This window comes from Acinetobacter sp. BIGb0102, assembly GCF_003815055.1.
GTDB lineage: Bacteria > Pseudomonadota > Gammaproteobacteria > Pseudomonadales > Moraxellaceae > Acinetobacter > Acinetobacter vivianii.
Genome location: NZ_RKQE01000018.1, coordinates 1 through 18,671 on the forward strand (window position 1 = coordinate 1; position 18,671 = coordinate 18,671).

Annotated in this window: 13 protein-coding genes; 4 read left to right on the plus strand and 9 right to left on the minus strand. The window is 43.9% G+C overall.

What is annotated here, in order from left to right:
- Positions 1 to 560: 560 nt before the first annotated feature.
- The 3 genes from EC846_RS17445 to EC846_RS17455 form a co-directional block, all read right to left on the minus strand.
- Positions 561 to 2,537 carry a BCCT family transporter gene (locus EC846_RS17445; RefSeq protein ID WP_123775903.1) on the minus strand — a complete coding sequence of 659 codons (1,977 nt, stop codon included), beginning with the start codon at positions 2,535 to 2,537 and terminating at the stop codon, positions 561 to 563.
- A gap of 231 nt (positions 2,538 to 2,768) precedes the next feature.
- Positions 2,769 to 3,992 carry a CaiB/BaiF CoA transferase family protein gene (locus tag EC846_RS17450; RefSeq protein ID WP_123775904.1) on the minus strand — a complete coding sequence of 408 codons (1,224 nt, stop codon included), beginning with the start codon at positions 3,990 to 3,992 and terminating at the stop codon, positions 2,769 to 2,771.
- 134 nt (positions 3,993 to 4,126) lie between these two features.
- Positions 4,127 to 5,335 carry an acyl-CoA dehydrogenase gene (locus EC846_RS17455; protein WP_123775905.1) on the minus strand — a complete coding sequence of 403 codons (1,209 nt, stop codon included), beginning with the start codon at positions 5,333 to 5,335 and terminating at the stop codon, positions 4,127 to 4,129.
- Between the two features lie 228 nt (positions 5,336 to 5,563).
- Here EC846_RS17455 and EC846_RS17460 point away from each other — a divergent pair, with 228 nt between their 5' ends.
- Positions 5,564 to 6,520, plus strand: a complete 957-nt coding sequence (locus EC846_RS17460; protein ID WP_123775906.1) for a LysR family transcriptional regulator — start codon at positions 5,564 to 5,566, stop codon at positions 6,518 to 6,520.
- Here EC846_RS17460 and EC846_RS17465 read toward each other — a convergent pair.
- Both EC846_RS17465 and EC846_RS17470 read right to left on the minus strand, forming a co-directional pair.
- The gene (locus EC846_RS17465) at positions 6,514 to 7,197 is read right to left on the minus strand and encodes an ion channel (RefSeq protein ID WP_004773200.1); all 684 of its coding nucleotides are present in this window, start codon (positions 7,195 to 7,197) and stop codon (positions 6,514 to 6,516) included. The genes EC846_RS17460 and EC846_RS17465 overlap by 7 nt on opposite strands.
- A gap of 46 nt (positions 7,198 to 7,243) precedes the next feature.
- Positions 7,244 to 7,840, minus strand: a complete 597-nt coding sequence (locus EC846_RS17470; RefSeq protein ID WP_004773202.1) for a TetR/AcrR family transcriptional regulator — start codon at positions 7,838 to 7,840, stop codon at positions 7,244 to 7,246.
- An 85-nt stretch (positions 7,841 to 7,925) separates the two neighbouring features.
- Here EC846_RS17470 and EC846_RS17475 point away from each other — a divergent pair, with 85 nt between their 5' ends.
- Complete coding sequence (locus tag EC846_RS17475; protein WP_123775907.1) at positions 7,926 to 9,134, plus strand: oxygenase MpaB family protein; 1,209 nt, start codon at positions 7,926 to 7,928, stop codon at positions 9,132 to 9,134.
- Between the two features lie 49 nt (positions 9,135 to 9,183).
- Here EC846_RS17475 and EC846_RS17480 read toward each other — a convergent pair whose 3' ends face one another.
- On the minus strand, positions 9,184 to 10,899 hold the full coding sequence (locus EC846_RS17480) for a cation acetate symporter (protein ID WP_032810733.1): 1,716 nt from the start codon (positions 10,897 to 10,899) through the stop codon (positions 9,184 to 9,186).
- Between the two features lies 1 nt (position 10,900).
- Positions 10,901 to 11,233, minus strand: a complete 333-nt coding sequence (locus EC846_RS17485) for a DUF485 domain-containing protein (RefSeq protein ID WP_004773206.1) — start codon at positions 11,231 to 11,233, stop codon at positions 10,901 to 10,903.
- A 184-nt stretch (positions 11,234 to 11,417) separates the two neighbouring features.
- On the opposite strand from EC846_RS17485, the gene EC846_RS17490 reads away from it, so the two are divergent.
- Positions 11,418 to 14,912, plus strand: coding sequence for a PAS domain-containing hybrid sensor histidine kinase/response regulator (locus EC846_RS17490; RefSeq protein WP_171410050.1), 3,495 nt, complete (start codon positions 11,418 to 11,420; stop codon positions 14,910 to 14,912).
- Between the two features lie 315 nt (positions 14,913 to 15,227).
- Positions 15,228 to 15,989: a hypothetical protein gene (locus tag EC846_RS17495; protein ID WP_123775909.1), complete on the plus strand. Its 762-nt coding sequence runs from the start codon at positions 15,228 to 15,230 to the stop codon at positions 15,987 to 15,989.
- A 47-nt stretch (positions 15,990 to 16,036) separates the two neighbouring features.
- Here EC846_RS17495 and EC846_RS17500 read toward each other — a convergent pair whose 3' ends face one another.
- Complete coding sequence (locus EC846_RS17500; RefSeq protein ID WP_123775910.1) at positions 16,037 to 18,157, minus strand: TonB-dependent copper receptor; 2,121 nt, start codon at positions 18,155 to 18,157, stop codon at positions 16,037 to 16,039.
- A gap of 73 nt (positions 18,158 to 18,230) precedes the next feature.
- Positions 18,231 to 18,662 (minus strand): DUF2946 family protein, encoded by a 432-nt coding sequence (locus EC846_RS17505; RefSeq protein WP_004773211.1) that lies wholly within the window; start codon positions 18,660 to 18,662, stop codon positions 18,231 to 18,233.
- Positions 18,663 to 18,671: the final 9 nt, after the last annotated feature.

Below are 18,671 nucleotides of genomic sequence, written 5' to 3' on the forward strand. Positions count from 1 at the left end.
TCTTAATGATCTTCTCGATGATTCGTCATCATCAAGCTAGGTCGGCTATATTACTCTAAATTTCTTCAAAGTCAACAGGTAATTTCGATATTTTTTAAAACTTATCAATCAATCCAAGAATCCAACCTATCTAGCCAAATCCTTGTTTATCAACAAGTTTTTATCTGCATCACCGCCGATGGATGTGCATTCTACAGCATTTCAGATTAGACGCAAGCACTTTTAAAAATTAAATTATTCGGTTGTTTTCTTTTTAAACTTTAACTTATCTAATTCACTGATTTATATAATTTAAAATTTATTCATTATCTTAAAAAATAATTTAAAGGCACAAAAACACGTATAACCCGTTATTATTTAATGACTTTTAATTAAAATCGCTTTAATTAACATCAAAAACTTCTTAAAGTTGATCATTTCTTTAGCAGATTCATTTTATTTTTTATTTATAAAAGCGCTTTCAGCTAAAAATTAGCTTTAAAAAAGATGCTCCAAAAAGAAAACAACGGTTTTGAAATGCTCAAAACCGTTGTTTCTATTGTTTTAGTACGAATCTTTGATTAAGAATTTGTACCTCGTACAACATTCAAGAAGTAAAGATGACGTTCATACTGATCAATAATGTCCTGAATTAAATCCTCTTGGGTCCAATCCATGACATCGTAGTTTTGACCACCTTCTCTCAAGAATACTTCTGCCTGGTAATATTGAGCTTCGTCAGCGTCACCTTGTCCAAGCATAAAACTTGGCGGTACGGTCTCATGGGCATATACCGTATAGATGAAGTTAATCTCATGATGATGATCGACACGCAACTGCAAGCCTTGTTCGGTATTTTCAATATTCACTTCAAGATGACGGCGTTTAAATTCTTTCTGAATACTTTCAAACGCTTTTCTCACCTGAGTATCAATATAGTTTCTTACCTCAGCTTCAGTATGCGGGTAATGCATAATCAGACCTAGTCGTTGCTGCCAACTACGCGGATTATGAATTGCCCGTGGCGTAATACGCGCTTCCTGAATAGCTTGCATTTTGGTCACATCGATTTTTAAGGCTTTTAACAGCCCCCAACTCATTAACAACATAACGAAAGTAAACGGCAAGGCACTCATAATGATGGACGCTTGCAACGCAGCGAGACCACCAACCAGAAGCAGAATAATCGCCAACACGGCCATTAATACTGTCCAGAACAGTCTTTGCCATGTCGGTGAGTTTTCGGTTTTAGCCGTCAAATAATCCGTCACTAATGCACCAGAGTCGGCAGAGGTCACGAAGAATAGCATCACCAGCACTGTTGCCAACAAACTCATCACACCAGCAAGAGGCAAGTGATTCAGGAATTCAAACAATGCTACTGACGAATCATTCTGTACAGCTTGCAGCAAGGTCACGTTGTGTTCTTGCATAATGCTGAACAGTGCAGCATTTCCTAAGAAACCCATCCAGATGATGGTAAAGCCCGTTGGAATAAGTAATACGCCGACGATAAACTCACGGATGGTTCGACCACGCGAAACTCGCGCAATAAACATTCCGACAAATGGCGACCAAGAAATCCACCATGCCCAATACATGATCGTCCAGCCACCAATCCAGCCGTTCGGTTGGTAGGCATATAAATTAAACGTCATGCTAAATAGATTGGAGAAATATGAACCTGCATTCTGAATTGTGGTTTGTAGCAAATAGATACTTGGGCCAGCAATAAATACAAAGGCCAACAACACCAATGCCAAGATCAGATTCAGCTCTGAAAGACGTTTCACGCCTTTATCCAAACCTAAAAATACTGACATTGACGCCAAAATACTGACAAAAATAATCAGACCGACTTGGACTTGGCTACTTTGTTCAATACCAAAGAGATAATGGAGACCAGAGTTAATCTGGGTCACCCCAAAACCTAAAGAAGTCGCAACACCAAATACCGTACCAATAGTGGCAAATGTATCAATACCATCGCCTATAGGACCATAAATCTTTTTACCAATAATTGGATATAAAGCGGAACGGGTTTTTAACGGGAGATTATGGCGATAAGCAAAGTAAGCAAGTGCCAACCCGACAACGGCATAAATCGCCCAGGCATGTAAACCCCAATGGAAGAAGGTGATGCGTAAGGCTTGCTGTGCCGATTCTACACTTTCAGGATCACCACTCGGCGGACTGACGTAATGCATCACGGGCTCCGCCACGCCAAAGAACATCAGACCGATCCCCATCCCAGCTGTAAATAGCATGGCAAACCATGAGCCATTACTATATTCAGGCTGACTGTGATCAGGTCCTAATTTGATTTTTCCGCTGGCGGAACAGGCAATATAAATCAGTAGAATCAAAAAGACGGCGACTGATAAAACATAAAACCAGCTAAATGAATCGGTGATCCATTGTTTTAACTGTTGGGTCAAAAGTTCAAATGAACTCGGTGCGATAATGACGATTGCGAGAAAAATCGCAATGATAATCACCGTGCTTAAAAACACGTTCGGATTCACATTCGCAAACTGCGAAGATGGCTTGGAAGGCATAATTCCCCCACGTTATTCTAATGATAGTGGACAGACCGCAAGGGTCAAATAAGACATTCACAACGTGAATAAAAGCGAGTTCATGTCATGTAAAACTCGTGCTCTAGTATAAAAAATATCAAGAATAACGCAGTTGTAATGCTGTAACAGGATATGAAATTAAACGATAAATTCTGATTTTATGTAGATAAAGCTTCAATTTCCAGCGATCTAAACGACACAGGGCATTCTCTACAAATGCCCAATCACCCCTTGCTCAGTCAACGCCGCCAAGACCTCTGTTGAACAATATTTTGCTAAAACCTGTTGGGTATGCTCTCCCAAACGGGGCGGTGCAAGACGATATTCCACAGGTGTCTCAGATAACTTCAATGGCGATGCAATCATTTTAAATTGACGATATTGTGGATGTGGAATCGACACCACCATTTCCCGTGCTTGTACTTGCGGTTCTTGCAAGGTCTCATCCACATTATTGATCATACCTACTGGTACTTTAACGGCATGAATCCGCTCTACCCAGTATTGTGCAGATTGCGTGAGAAAATGCTGATCCATTAAAGTGGTCAATTCCCCACGATGCGCAATCCGATCCTGATTGAATCGAAACTTGGGATGCTTTGCCCATTCAGCTTGGCCAATGGCCTGACACAAGGCTTTAAACTGGGCATCATTTCCGCACGCAATAATAAAGTCCTTATCTTTTGCCTTAAAGGTTTTATAAGGCACAATATTGGCATGGGCATTCCCCCAACGTTTCGGTGCCTGACCTGTAATGAGATAGTTCATGCCATGATTGGCTAAGCCTGCGACCTGCACATCAAGTAAGGACAAATCAATATGCTGTCCTTTTCCTGTCGTTTGACGCGCCCAAAGCGCCGCCTGAATCGCAATGGTGGCATACAACCCTGTTTGTAAATCTGTGACTGCAACGCCAACTTTTTGTGGGCCTCCCCCTGCCAGATCATCCTTTTCACCAGTAATGCTCATCAATCCCGCCATGCCCTGAATCACAAAATCATAACCAGGTTCAGATGCTCGCGGTCCTGTTTGCCCAAAGCCCGTAATGGAGCAATAGACCAATCTCGGATTGATTTCACTCAGGCTGGCATAGTCCAGCCCGTATTTGCCTAATGAACCAACTTTATAGTTTTCAATCAGCACATCACTGTCCTTGACCATTTCTCTTAGCAAGGCTTGGCCTTCCTTTGATGCAATATCAATGGCGACCGAGTATTTATTCCGATTGGCAGACTGATAATACCCCGCTTCGCGTGTAGGTTGTCCTGCATCATCTTTCATCCATGGCGGTCCCCACATACGGGTATCATCACCTGTTTGAGGACGTTCAATCTTGATCACTTCAGCGCCTAAATCGGCCAGAATCTGACTACACCACGGTCCTGCCAACACCCGACTGAGATCCAGTACACGTAAACCAGTTAATGCACCCATCCTGTTCCTTCCTTATGATTATTGTGGATCGTATTGACGACCCCGCTTCACAGCCTTGGTCGATATTTTTAGGCATGAATGTGCCTAAAGACACGCCCGAAAGCGTATCTTTGCGTTCAACAAGTGATGAATTTTTAGTTAGAAAATGCAGCGATGCCTGTTTGTGCACGCCCAAGAATCAACGCATGCACATCATGAGTTCCTTCATAGGTATTTACCACTTCTAAGTTGACCAGATGACGTGCCACACCAAATTCATCACTGATGCCATTGCCGCCCATCATGTCACGTGCCAGTCGAGCAATTTCCAGCGCTTTACCACAGTTATTGCGTTTGATCAGCGATGTGCCTTCGACTGAAGCAATGCCTGCATCTTTCATTTGCCCAAAACGCAAAGCGGCTTGTAATCCCAAGGCAATTTCAGTTTGCATATCTGCCAGTTTTTTCTGGATGAGCTGATTAGCGGCTAAAGGTCGCCCGAACTGTTTACGATCCATGGTGTATTGATGTGCGGTATGCCAACAGAATTCAGCAGCGCCCATCGCACCCCATGCAATACCATAACGGGCACTGTTCAAGCAGGTAAACGGCCCTTTCAGACCGCGCACCTCAGGAAACGCATTTTCTTCTGGTACAAACACTTGATCCATCACGATTTCACCGGTAATCGATGCACGTAGTCCGACCTTGCCATGAATGGCTGGTGCAGAGAGTCCTTCCCAGCCTTTTTCCAAAATAAATCCGCGAATCTCTCCGACATTGCCCGCTTCAGAAACTTCTTTGGCCCAAACCACAAATACATCTGCGATTGGACTGTTGGTAATCCACATTTTACTGCCACTGAGACGATAACCGCCTGCAACTTTTTTGGCACGGCACAGCATGCTTCCTGGATCAGAACCGTGGTCGGGCTCAGTCAATCCAAAACAGCCAATGTACTCGCCTGACGCCAATTTAGGCAGGTATTTCTGTTTTTGTGCTTCGGTACCAAATTCATCAATAGGTACCATCACCAACGAACTTTGCACGCTGGCCATAGAGCGATAGCCAGAATCTACGCGTTCAATCTCGCGTGCAATCAAACCATAACTGACATAGTTCAATCCTGCTCCACCGTATTGCTCTGAAATAGTTGGACCTAATAGACCTAGCTCACCCATTTCCCGAAAGATACTTGGATCTGTTTTTTCATGGCGGAATTGTTCCAGTACGCGTGGCATGAGTTTGTCTTGACAATAGGCCTGAGCGCTATCCCGAATCATGCATTCTTCTGAGCTGAGTTGCTGTTCGAGTAAAAATGGATCTTGCCAGTTAAAAGAGACACGCTTTCCTTGATTTGCCATGACTTTTATCTTCCTTTTAAGCAATCTGAATATCAGTGATGCACTTGATGCTAGGCCAGATTAAAGCTTCAGGCAAACGATGTTTTTTCATACAGCTATGCGTTTTATGCATAGCTCAATTGAAACGGACTCCATTATTCTGTTAAAAATACAGCAGAGAATAATGTATAACACTTGAATTATCCCAACCTCATGGTTCTTTTTTGCAGGTAACACAAGGATGCTGTTATGCGACGTATGATTCCTTCACTCCAGTCATTGATTTGTTTTGAAGCCGCTGCCAAACATAAGACCTATACCCATGCCGCACAGGAACTCAGCATGACCCAAAGTGCGGTTTCCAGACAGATTCAGCAACTGGAAGAGTTTCTCAATCTGCCCTTGTTTCATCGGGTACGACATGGGGTGGAACTGACGATTGCGGGTGAACAATATTTAAAAAATATCAAGACGCATTTGCTGGGACTGGAACACAGCACACTCGACCTGATGTCACATCAAGGTTTAGGTGGCACGCTTAAATTGGGGGTGGTGCCAACCTTCGCAACGCGCTGGCTGCTGCCACGCCTACATCGCTTTAATGAAAGCTATCCCGAAATTACCATCCATCTTGAGACCAGCACCAAGCCATTTTTATTCAGTGAGCAGATTTTTGATGCCGCCATCTATGCAGGTACACCCGCTCAAGTTGAAAACTGGCCTGGAACGACTGCACATTTTTTGATGCAAGAAGAAGTGGTTGCTGTTTGCTCACCGACGCTGATTAAAAAGTTCTTCCCTGATCTGATTCTAAATGAATCACCAGCGGCACTGGATCTGACTGCGGCACAACTCTCACAACTGCCCTTATTACAACAAACCACTCGCCCTGCAATCTGGAAAGAATGGTTCGACAGTCTGGGCTATAACGCACCCTATGCGATGGAAGGTCAGCGCCATGAGCTATTTTCCATGCTGGCCGTTGCCGCTACTCACCATCTTGGTGTAGCACTGATTCCACAAATGCTGATTGAAAAAGAACTGAATCGAGGAGAATTGATCATCGTGTCATCGCACAAACTCAGCGGTTCGCGTTGCTATTATTTTGTTTATGCTGAACAGCCGCATAACCCGATTATGCTGAAATTCATCGAATGGCTGGAACAGGAAACAGCGACCCGCTCCATTTCAACATCGGATCACTGATTTTTGGGTAAATGCGCAATATATTGCAATGCAATCAAACGGGATACCACCACGGCGAGGTACATCACCCCACCAAACATTTGTAACATTGCTAAGACTCTGGCGGCTGGGCTCATCGGCATCAAGTCAGATAAACCTGTTGCCGATTGCAGACTAAAACTTAAGAACAGCAGATCCAGCCAACTTTGTAAGGCTTGGGGCTGATTGGGATTCAGGAAACTATTCGGCAAAAGTAGCTGACAAATACTGTATAAAAAAGCAAAGGCCCAAGCGATCAGGGTAAATACGGCACCTGCTGCAAATAGCTCATCCTTGGTCAGATAACGGTCAGCAAACATATAGCGCAACAAGCCATAAGCCGCATAGAAATAGGCCAAAGCCTCAAAACTATAGGCCATAATTTGAATGGTCGGTGTGGCATAACCAATAAAGAGCATAATCGAAAATAGGAAGGCACCACTGACAAAAACCAAGCCCCAAAAGGTAAATACAGGTGTTTGTCGAATCACCTTGGCAATAATCAATAAGGCCAAAACGCCCATTGACCATGTCAAGGCACGATATTCACTATCACCATAGGTCAGCATATAGAGAACCAATAAAGCCAGTTGAACTAGCAACAACCATGCAGATGGCAATAAACGAAACGTACTCCAGAATTGTTTTAAGCTTTGCATGTGATATTCCTGAATCTTGTTATGGTTTTCATTTTTGTTGAGTGCATCATACTGCATCTAAAAAAGAAACGATCATTTTAGACAGTTCTTGTTGCAGGCGTTGTTCTTCAATAAGAAAAGTATTTTTACTGGCATAACGCATCATGGTAAATAAGGTACTGTTAATAATCACAAAAGACTTATGTTTTAAGGTCTCAAAATCCCAGTGTGGATAATAACGCCCAAATAAATACATGCCGACTTCTAAAAAGTGCTGCTCTAAAACTTGTGCCGCTTCCGAATCACTATAAGCATGCCAGTTTTTTAAAATTTCGATAAAAAAACCTTGATCAGACTTTAGCGATTCAAAGCCAAAGGCAATACTTAATGTGATGATGTCCTGAATAGAAGTTTGCTGTTGTAGCATCACCAGTTGCTTTACCGCCTGTCCCAAATTTTCACTTTTACGTAGCAATAATTCCGCAATGATTTGCTCTTTATTTTCAAAATACTGATAAATCGATCCGACACTCACCCCTGATTTTTCAGAGATTTTAGGCGTGGTCACCTGCAAAACCCCATATTCAGAAATACATTTCTGTGCCCCTTCCAAAATACTTTCAACGATCATTTTGGCGCGTTGCTGCTGCGGTCGTTTTCTCATGCTCAGCCTCAATTGAAATGCGAATTGAATACGAATAATTATTCATATTAAGCTTTGATTAAATAACAATCAGGGACTTTATGCAATGCAAAGCATCGTTAAACCTAAACGCTTGGCGGCGTTTGAAGACATGATTCAGCGCAATATCAAAACGAAAATCCTCAGTTATATGACCCGACAGGAAGTTCAGCCGAGTTATCAGGAATATCTTGCCTTGAACACAGCCTTGCAAAGTGGTGATGAACCGATGGATCAAGTGCTGCTTTGGGTGCTACAAAATCCTAAACTGCATCGTAAATACTTTGAAACGGCGCTGTATGAGGGTTTAGACAAATTACCACATGAAATTCCTGAACTCACCACTTTCTTCCAACTGGTGGAACAGAAACCTGATTGGTATGAGCAAGCCAAAGTCGATGAAGCGCTCAAATTTACTTATCGTTTAGGAGTCAATAATGGACTGATCCTGCGGGATTTATCCTTAATGACTGGCTATATGTATCCGGGCTTTAACCAACCTCTGATCCTGACCGGTGCATTAAAGAAACAGGCAGGAACTCGTCTCGCTGAAACCACCAAATGGTGGGTCGATATCACCGAAGCAGATGGTTTTTCACGTTTTAGTAAAGGTTTTACCTCCACCATTTTTGTACGCTTTATTCATTCACTGGTTCGTCATCAACTGCAAAAATCAGAAAAATGGGATGCCGAGACTTGGGGCCTACCGATCAACCAATATGATCAGGCCATGACCAATATTGCCTTTAGTGGTGTGGTGCTGATTGGTATTCGTGCTTTGGGAATTTTTCCGAGCAAGCAGGAAGTCGATAGCTTTTTACATTTCTGGAAATATGCAGGCTGGCTAATGGGTGTTGAGGAAAAATGGCTGGTCGATCATGAAGCAGACGGCTGGAAACTGATTTACTGGATGCAATTTGCCCATCCACAGTCCGATGCCAGTAGCATCTCACTCGGTTCCAGTCTTTCCAAAGAGCCATTCGAACGCAAATATCGTTATTTACGGACTTTCCAGCAAAAACTGGCGTATAAACAGCATTTAGAAATTACCCAGTTTTTTATTGGTCGCAAGAAAATGCAGAAGTTAGGTTTAGCTCCACAATCAGCAGCTTGGTTTGCTTATTATCTGATTGGTCGAAATTTAGCGCTGTATACCAGTGCCAAACATATTCCAAAATTAAACCGTTTTCTTGAACAAAATGGGCGTCATTTGCAACGCATTGGCTTGTCGCTCTATCGCAATCAGTCACAGCAACTGGCGAGCATGCATCAATAAGCCATAAAAAAGCCCTCAATCAATGAGGGCTTTTTTTAGCTCAAGCGAATTAGTGATCTGACGCGCCAGAAGCACCGATCCCTGTCATTGAGCGAACAAACTGAGCATCAAAGGCTTTACGCTCTTTCTCTGCACGTGCTGACTTGTCTGTTACAGAGAAGAACCAGCAGCAGAAGAATGAAAGTGGCATTGCAAATAATGCTGGGCCATTGAATGGGTTTGGCGCAGTTTCAGAAATCGCCAAGGTATCTACCCAAACTGCTTTAGATAGAATGATCAGGCTCACCGCACCGACTAAACCTACGACACCACCAATCACTGCACCACGCGTTGTTAAGCCTTTCCAGAACATTGATAACACGAGTACTGGGAAGTTTGCACAACATGCCACCGAGAATGCCAAGCCAACCATAAAGGCAACGTTTTGTTTCTCGAACAAAATACCCAAAATCATGGCGAAGATCGCTAAACCTAAAGTTGCGATTTTTGACATTTTCAATTCAGATTCAGGGGTTGTTTTGCCTTTCTTGAATACGTTGGCATACAGGTCATGTGAAATTGCAGATGCACCTGACAGCGTTAAACCTGCAACCACCGCAAGGATTGTTGCGAATGCGACCGCTGAAATAAAGCCCATGAACAAGTCGCCGCCCACAGCATCACTCAAGTGAACTGCCGCCATGTTGTTACCACCGACTAACTCTAATTTACCAGTCACTGCTGCTTTCGCAAGATCAAGGAATTGCGGGTTGTTTGCAACAAACAAAATCGCACCGAAACCGATAATGAAGGTTAAAAGATAGAAGTAACCAATAAAGCCCGTTGCCACTACAACTGATTTACGTGCTTCTTTGGCATCTTTCACCGTGAAGAAACGCATCAAGATATGCGGTAAACCAGCAGTACCAAACATCAAGGCAAGACCAAGTGAAAGCGCATCAATCGGGTTAGCCGTTAATGAACCTGGCCCCATGATTTTAGCGGCTTCATCCCAGCTCATGCTGTGCGCCTGGCTATACACCTCAATCGCTTGATTGAACATATTGGTGAAGCTAAAACCAACTGCTTTCATTACCATAAATGCCATGAAAGTCGCGCCGCTGAGCAACATCACTGCTTTAATGATTTGCACCCACGTAGTTGCCAACATGCCACCGAAGATCACATACGCCATCATCAAGAGGCCCACGATCACAACTGCGATGTTGTAGTTCAAACCGAATAATAATTTGATGAGCTGACCTGCACCCACCATCTGTGCAATCAGGTAGAACGCCACGACAACCAGTGAACTAAATGCTGCCAAGGTACGTACTGGCTTTTCTTCCAGACGGAACGACACCACATCGGATAAGTTATATTTACCCAAGTTACGTAAACGCTCTGCCACAAGGAACAAAACGATTGGCCAACCGACCATGAAACCGAGTGAATAGAGCAAGCCATCAAAGCCCGAACTGAACACCAATGCAGAAATACCCAAGAACGATGCGGCTGACATATAGTCACCGGCAATCGCCAAACCATTTTGGAAACCACTAATCCCGCCACCAGCGGTATAGAAATCTTGTGCAGACTGGGTTTGCTTCGCTGCCCATTTAGTAATGAACAATGTAAAACCGACAAAGATCGTAAACATAATGATCGCATGCCAGTTGGTCGCTTGCTGTTCAGCTGTACCTAAATCTGGACTGGCGAATGCAATACTTGTGCAGCAAAAGCTGAGCAGTGTGAACAGTATCGCTTTGAATGATGTCCCTTTCATCTCAGTGCATCCCTTTTTCATGTGCAATGGCCTCAACTTCCTTGAGGGCTTCTTCATTCAACTGGTCAAGCTTATTATTGGCAATGTAGGAATACACCCCACATAAAATAAATGACAACACAATAATGCCTAAACCGAGGGGAATACCCCAAGTGGTTACACCACCGCTAAATGAACTTGCTAAAAATTCTTTGTTATAGCCAACCAAAAGCATAAATCCAACGTAGATAAACAGCATAATTGCTGTTAATGTCCAACTTAATGTACGCTTTTTGCTGACCATTTCTTGAAACTTTGGATTATGTAGAATTCGATCTACCTGAGAATCATCCATAATCAACTCCTTATTTTTGTGTCCAACCGTGGACCCCTTTTTACGTGGGATTTTTCATTATCCAACTTAACAAGATTATGATTGACTCGTAACTTAGACTTTGGTCTCTAAATGCAAATCTCTACTCCTTGCTATACCCACGCTTCGGGTATGATAAAAAATGGAATTTGATCACGTGAGCAATATGAACAGTTGGCTTATTCTTGGGGTATTGGCCCTGTACATCGTGCTGTTATTCGGCTGTGCTTTTTTTGGTGAAAAGCACGCCAGCCGTTTAAGTACGCGTGGTCGGATGCTGCTGTTCAGCTTAACTTTGGGCGTATATTGCTCTTCATGGACCTTTTATGGCGCAACAGGCGCCGCAGTTCGCCAAGGCGTGATCTTTCTGCCGATTTATCTTGGGCCATTGCTATTTATCTGGTTTGGTTATGACATCTGGAAGCGCTTAGGCCGCATCCGTCAGCACCATGCTATTTCGTCAATTGCCGATTTTGTGGCTGCCCGTTACGGCAAAAGCGGAAGTCTGGCAGCACTGGTCACGATTCTTGCCGTCATTGCGATTGTGCCCTATCTGGCTTTGCAACTTCGTGCTATTGCACTTAGCGCCTCGGTGATTCTGGAGCAGAACGCACATATCCATACCACCACCAATAGTGTTCTGGTGCTGACGGCTGTACTGGCGATTTTAGCCATGATTTTTGGGACACGGCATATTGCGCATACCGAACAGCACGGCGGTTTAATGCTGGCTGTTGCCTTTGAATCCTTTGTTAAGCTCTTTGCCCTGCTCTGTGTGGCGGCATTTTTCTTATTACAATCACCAGACAATATTAAACAGGTCAGTACTGATGTTCATCAGCATTTTCATGACCTACAACAACTCGGTGTCCCTGAAACATTCTGGGTGCAAACGTTATTGGCTGGTTTAGCCATGATCTGCCTACCACGTCAGTTTCATGTAGCGGTGGTGGAATTACGGGATGAAAAACATATTCGTGGGGCGCGTCGCTGGTTCGCTGCCTATCTGATTCTGACCGTGATTGCGATCATTCCAATTGCCAGTTGGGCGCTGCATTCTTTACCCGAATCGCTGGGGACACCAGACATTGCCGTACTGGCTTTACCGATGAGCTATCAGCAGGATTGGTTAGCCCTTTTAGCTTTTCTGGGAGGCTTTTCAGCTTCGACTGGCATGCTTTTGGTTGCCTCAGTGGCATTGTCAATTATGCTCAGTAATGACCTGATCATGCCTGCCTTGTGGCGTTTTAAAATTATTTCCCGTCATGATCAGCATTTGCCTCGGGTACTCAAACTCACCCGCCGCATTAGTATCATCAGCGTAATGTTACTGGGCTTTTTGTTTTTCCATTTCTTTAATGATATCAACCAACTCTCTGTTTTTGGCTTACTGGCTTTTAGTGCGGTCGCACAATTTTCTCCTGCCTTGATTGGCGGCTTATACTGGCGTGGTGCAAGTCGTCAGGGTGTCTACGTCGGCCTATTAATGGGCTTTGCTATGTGGAGCTACACCTTACTGTTCCCGACCGTACTGCGTAGCCTGCCTGATCATTATCAAGATTTTGCACAACATATTTTATTGTTTGGGCCTTTTAATATTAATGGCTTACGTCCAGAAGCCTTACTCGGATTTGAATCGTTTGCACCTCTGACGCATGGTGTGTTGTGGTCTTTAGGTTTGAACGTGGTGCTTTATATTTGGGTATCGCGCCTCTACCGTCCAAGTGTGGCCGAACAAATTCAGGCGGAAAGCTTCTTCTACTATGAAAGCAAACCATTGCCCTCAGCCCAGTCCAACACTGACCTGACAGATCTGCACCTGAATGCTGCACGACTTAAAGTCGGTGATTTACTAGCATTGGCCAAACGTATTACTGGCGATAAACCGACCTTGCAAGCTTTTCAGCAATTTTGTGAACAAAATCATGTAGTTTTAAATGAAAATCATGTGGCAAATGGCATGTGGTGGCGCTTTACCGAGCAATATCTGGCGGGGATTATTGGAGCTGCCTCTGCCCGTACCTTATTAACCACTGCCATGATTAATAATGGTTTGGCACTGGGTCAAGTCGCGAATATTCTTGACCAAGCCTCGCAATGGCAGCGTTTTAACCAGAATTTATTGATGACCATGATCGATCACATGACACAAGGGGTCAGTGTGGTGGATAAAAATATGTGTCTAGTGGCGTGGAATAACCAATACCTGAAGCTATTTGATTATCCAAAAGATCTGGTCTATGTCGGCTGCCCAATTGCGGACTTGATTCGCTATAACGCGGAACGTGGTGAATGTGGGCCAGGCCCAGTTGAAGAACATGTGCGTAAACGACTGCACTGGATGAAAGTTGGCAGTGCACATGAGTTCGAACGGATTCGTAAAGATGGTCTCGTTATTCAAATGCGCGGTAATCCAATTGAAGGCGGTGGCTTCGTCACCACTTTTGCCGATATTACAGCATTCCGTGAAAATGAAGCCGTACTGGAAGAACGTGTCAGTGACCGAACCCAACAGCTTGCTAATGCGTTGACCGAACAGCAATTGGCGCTAGAACAAGCCGATAAAGCCAATCAATCGAAAAGCCGTTTCTTGGCCGCAGCCAGTCATGATTTACTTCAGCCGATGCATGCAGCACGTCTATTTAGCACCGCTTTAGAACAAAGTGTCCATTCCGCAGAAGATCAGCAAACATTACAACAGCTGGATCGGGCACTTTACGGTGCAGAAAGTATGCTCTCTGCCCTACTGGATATTGCCCGTTTAGAAGGCGGTACCATTCAACCTAAACGCCAAGCCTATTCATTGCATGATTTATTGAACGACCTAGAATTACAGTTCAAATCCATTGCGGCCCAGCGCGATATTCAACTCTCCGTCCACGATACCAAGTTTTGGGTAGATACCGATCCTCAATGGATGCGACGAATTATTCAGAACTTTGTCAGCAATGCTTTACGTTATACAGCGCAAGGACGTGTAGTGGTTGGTGTGTTGCGTTCAGCCCAACGACCAAATCATATTCGTATTGGTGTTTGGGATACAGGGCCAGGGATTAATGAACAACAACGCCTTAAACTGTTCCAAGAGTTTGAGCGTTGTGGGCATACTTCACCTTGGGGCGAACAAGGTCTTGGACTGGGGCTTGCGATTGTGCAACGGATGACCAGCCTGCTGGATTTCCCCGTACATGTTTATTCTGAACTGGGTAAAGGCTCCTGCTTCATGATCGAAGTCCCTTTAGTGGAAGCACCTAAAATTCAAACGGCGACACCGCATGTGACAGCATTACAGCATACGGCCTATAAAGTCCTGTGTCTGGATAATGATGAAACCATTCTAGAAGGCATGCGAACACTGTTGAGCAAATGGGGCTATCAGATCTTCACGGCAACAGAACCTGAAGAAGCACTCCAACTCATTGAGCAGGAAGAGATTCAGGTCTGGCTGATTGATCAGCATTTGAATCATGATCAACGTGGTTTGGACTTTATTGAACGATATCGTCCTGCGCATATTCCGGTCGCGTTAATTACCGCAGATTCTGATCCAGAACTGCCTCAATATTTAAAACAGCAGAATATTGTATTGCTGAAAAAGCCGCTCAAACCTGCTGGCTTACGTGCGTGGTTATCTGGTTTAAAAATCATGCCTATGCAATAAATGACCAAATATTTTGCAATATAGGCAAAAACCATCAAAAAGCAGCATTTTGACCGATGATAAATTGACCAAAGTGCTCAAATGATAATTGGCTATGGCAAAAACGTTCACTTACATTAGTGAACGTTTGTACACTTACTTACAATTAATTAAGTTATTGTTTTTATTTTATAATTTTACCCTAAAAAACCATCCTACAACTTTAGTCGTATTCTACTTGCTTTCTTGATACCGCATAAATTGATCAAATTAATGGAAACCTATGTCTCATCGTGTTGGGTTTCTAGAAACAGACTGTCGAAAAGGACATTGATCATGAATAATAGTCACCCCACAACAGACCATACGTCACAACAGTTTTATCGCCAATACAGCGCGAATGCCTTATTACCGCAATTAGAGTGGCAACAGATTTTTGCGCATAGCAAACTCGAAGAGACACATTTACATGCACTGGATACCCTCTATCAGGCGGCAGTTCCACTGGCGTTGAATGTATTCCATGAACTGAATTTTGATGTATTTGCTCCTGCCGCCTACCATCCACAAGGTTTGGGATTATTTGAAAAGCTGGCACAGCAAGAACAGAAATTTTTAGATGCACTTGAAGCAGAATCTGCTCATCTCGGCCATGAAACACGCCATCAAATCTGGAGCATGCTGTTACGCGGCGGTGCAGTTCTGGTCTTTAAAGCGTGGTTAAGTCATGTCAAAGGTGATGAAAACCAACTGGACAAAAGCCAGTTTGATGAACTTTCCGACTTATTGTTTATCAAAACGCGTCCTGAACAATTGGCGCAGCTTTTAAAAGTCGATAGCAATGCACCGTTCACACATATTTTCCTGATGCATGATAATGATGTTTTCCTCGATCATTTTAATAGTCTGGAAACAGCCGCTTTATTTGTTGATTTAGGCGTTTACGATGCGGCATTTTTAAGCCTGCGTGATGACCGCGTGGCTGAATATCTCAAGAATAAGGGTTACGTCACTCAAGAACAAATTGATGATTTGCAATGTGCATTAAATCCATTGTATTGCGATAGCCTGATGCCAAAACAGGATTGTTTGGCTTAGAACTAAAATAAAACAAGGTGGACTGATCCACCTTGTTTTTGTATGGCTTAGAACTTCATGCTCATACGCATCCAGTAGTTGCGTCCAGTATTATTGAACTGCTCTTCACTGGCAAAACCAAAACCTGAACTGCCCGCTTTATTGAGATGTTCGGTATAAGTCTTATCTAGCAGATTATCGACACCAACTGAAAGATCGACATCTTTATTCAGACTATAACTACCATTCAATGAAATCGTTGAGAAACCAGCACTTGGTTTAAGGTCATATCCCACGATATTCCCTTGGTGCAAACTCACACGGTTTTGCTGATCGACGACACGCCACAACATACCAAGCGTGTATTTATCAGCAACATAACGTAAATTCACACGGCCTTCTAAAGGTGCAATTTGTGGCAACGGCGTATTGTCGCTGGTATTTTTACCCCATGCATACATCGCACTCACGTCCGCCTGAATATGATCGGTAAACTGATACCCGATTCCAGCCTCAGCCCCTGCAATGGTGGCATCAACATTCTTGGCACCTGCGGTGATTCCACCACCTCCATGCCCGCCATGTCCACCTTCATGTAAGTGGCTATGATCGTGATAACTCATCAGAATATAATCATCGATCAGTCCAGCATAAGCAGAAACCCATGAGTTAAATGCACCTTGTTGCTGGGTAAAACCAAGATCTAGCTGTAAGGTTTTTTCTGGACGGACGCCGTTAAAGGTATTGCTCGAACCTGCATTACCATGTTCAGGACTGAATAGCTCCCAATAATCAGGCATACGTTCTACATAACCCAGTCCAACATAGCTGTTGAGGCCATGCTCGGCATTTTGATTTTCCAAACGCACAAACGCACTTGGTAATGTTTTTTCAAGCTGGGTATTGAATCCTTTAGCTTTAGAGTCAGCACGCTCATCATCCACCTTGACCTGATCGACACGAGCGCCTGTTACAATCTTGTTCTGCGGATTCAACTGATAAGTTAACTCACCAAAAGCACCATAAGACTGGAAGCGCATATCCTGACGGAATGGAACATTCATAGATGGCATGATCGGTGATGACATGCTGCCACCATGTTTATTAAACTGAGAATCCACTCCCGTGATTAAGCTCCACTGATCCCATTCCGAGGTCATCGCCAAACGTGAGTTCAAGGTACGGCGCGTCACTTGCATTGCCATTGGGTTTGGCATCAGCATGCTGTGATCACCATGCTGCATTTCAACCATGGGCGGTGTACGCAAACTATAGTTATCCATAATATGGTCGTTGTAGCTATAGTTCACCTGACCTTCGATTTTCTTGATCACATCGGTGACATTTTTCTTTTCAAAGCGCAGACCTAAACTCTCACGCGCGAATTGGGCACCATCCATACCACGACCCGCATATTCAGCCTCGCCATCAGCCTTGCCACCCGTCAATTCCAACCAGGTATTTTCGTCAGGTGTCCAGCCTAAAGCAACATCTGCATTCCAGCGCTCCCATGAAGAAGGCACGGTTTTACCGTCACCATCCTGATAGCTATTCGACTCAGAACGATTGGCATTCAAACGGATATATTTTTTCTCGTCCCCAACTGCGGCTTCAACATTTTGGTCTAAACGCCCAAATGAACCCCACAGTACACTTGCTTGTCCACGATAAGGTTTAGCTTGGGTTAACTTCTCAGGTTGACGTTCAAAAATCACGGTTGCAGCAGAACCTGTATTGGCATATTGAACCGTTTGTGGGCCTTTAATCACCGAAATACGATCATAGCTTTCAGGTGAAATATACGAGGTCGGCGCATCCATACGGCTCGGACATGCCCCCAGATTTTCCGTACCATCGGTCAGAATTTTGATACGTGAACCAAACATGCCACGGAAAGTCACGTCACTATTAGTCCCGCCACTCTGTATCGCATTAAAGCCCATAATACTTTGTAAATAATCTGCCCCATCCGTTGCTGGGATTGGCTGAATCGGCTGTTTTGGATCGGCTTGTACCACCAAACCATTGCTCTCATTTGGTTGTTGGGCGGTTACCACAATCGGCGCAAGCGAAACATGAGCATGTTCAGCTGCGGATGAGTCAGCTGGATTTGCCCAAACCGTTACCGTATTTGAGGCAGCAAGGATCGCAACCGTGAGCGGTTGTAATAAAAATTTAGGTTGAGCCATGATAGGTCTCTCTTAAAACATAAGTAAAACTAGGCTAGAGTTTTGAAAACCCTAATGAAAATGACGTTTTAATTTATGCAAAGAGTGGCGGGGCTCGCCCTTGGGGCAACAGAAATAATCGTTGTAGTGCAAAATAAACATGCTTAAACGCTTGCTGATAAGCAACTAAACGGATTTGAATCCGAACCAGCACTTCTTTCACACCAAATTCAGGCGGCAGGACCAGATTGGCATAAACCGTACAGTACTGACATTGGTGATTAGGATCATGATGGTCATGATGCGGCATCGAAACCTGAGCATGCTCAAGCTGATGTTCATGAGGATGTTGTGCCGAATGGCTCTGAGTACTTTGTAGTTTAGGTAACAGGAGCGCTTGGGTGATGGTTTCACACACAGGCGCAATCTGATATTGCTTCGGAAGGAGCGGCTGCAAGAAAACCGCAATCTGTAAACAGACCGCGGTTAAAGCCAGCAACAATCCACAACGAAACAAGGACAACATCTGTTAATT

What these genes read in the sequence shown, in the direction of transcription:
- EC846_RS17470 (WP_004773202.1), bottom strand. Translation starts at nt 7,840, where the DNA reads ATGAGAAAACGACCGCAGCAGCAACGCGCCAAAATGATCGTTGAAAGT.
- EC846_RS17465 (WP_004773200.1), bottom strand. Translation starts at nt 7,197, where the DNA reads ATGCAAAGCTTAAAACAATTCTGGAGTACGTTTCGTTTATTGCCATCT.
- EC846_RS17500 (WP_123775910.1), bottom strand. Translation starts at nt 18,157, where the DNA reads ATGGCTCAACCTAAATTTTTATTACAACCGCTCACGGTTGCGATCCTT.
- EC846_RS17505 (WP_004773211.1), bottom strand. Translation starts at nt 18,662, where the DNA reads ATGTTGTCCTTGTTTCGTTGTGGATTGTTGCTGGCTTTAACCGCGGTC.
- EC846_RS17495 (WP_123775909.1), top strand. Translation starts at nt 15,228, where the DNA reads ATGAATAATAGTCACCCCACAACAGACCATACGTCACAACAGTTTTAT.
- EC846_RS17445 (WP_123775903.1), bottom strand. Translation starts at nt 2,537, where the DNA reads ATGCCTTCCAAGCCATCTTCGCAGTTTGCGAATGTGAATCCGAACGTG.
- EC846_RS17480 (WP_032810733.1), bottom strand. Translation starts at nt 10,899, where the DNA reads ATGAAAGGGACATCATTCAAAGCGATACTGTTCACACTGCTCAGCTTT.
- EC846_RS17450 (WP_123775904.1), bottom strand. Translation starts at nt 3,992, where the DNA reads ATGGGTGCATTAACTGGTTTACGTGTACTGGATCTCAGTCGGGTGTTG.
- EC846_RS17455 (WP_123775905.1), bottom strand. Translation starts at nt 5,335, where the DNA reads ATGGCAAATCAAGGAAAGCGTGTCTCTTTTAACTGGCAAGATCCATTT.
- EC846_RS17475 (WP_123775907.1), top strand. Translation starts at nt 7,926, where the DNA reads ATGCAAAGCATCGTTAAACCTAAACGCTTGGCGGCGTTTGAAGACATG.
- EC846_RS17490 (WP_171410050.1), top strand. Translation starts at nt 11,418, where the DNA reads ATGAACAGTTGGCTTATTCTTGGGGTATTGGCCCTGTACATCGTGCTG.
- EC846_RS17460 (WP_123775906.1), top strand. Translation starts at nt 5,564, where the DNA reads ATGCGACGTATGATTCCTTCACTCCAGTCATTGATTTGTTTTGAAGCC.
- EC846_RS17485 (WP_004773206.1), bottom strand. Translation starts at nt 11,233, where the DNA reads ATGGATGATTCTCAGGTAGATCGAATTCTACATAATCCAAAGTTTCAA.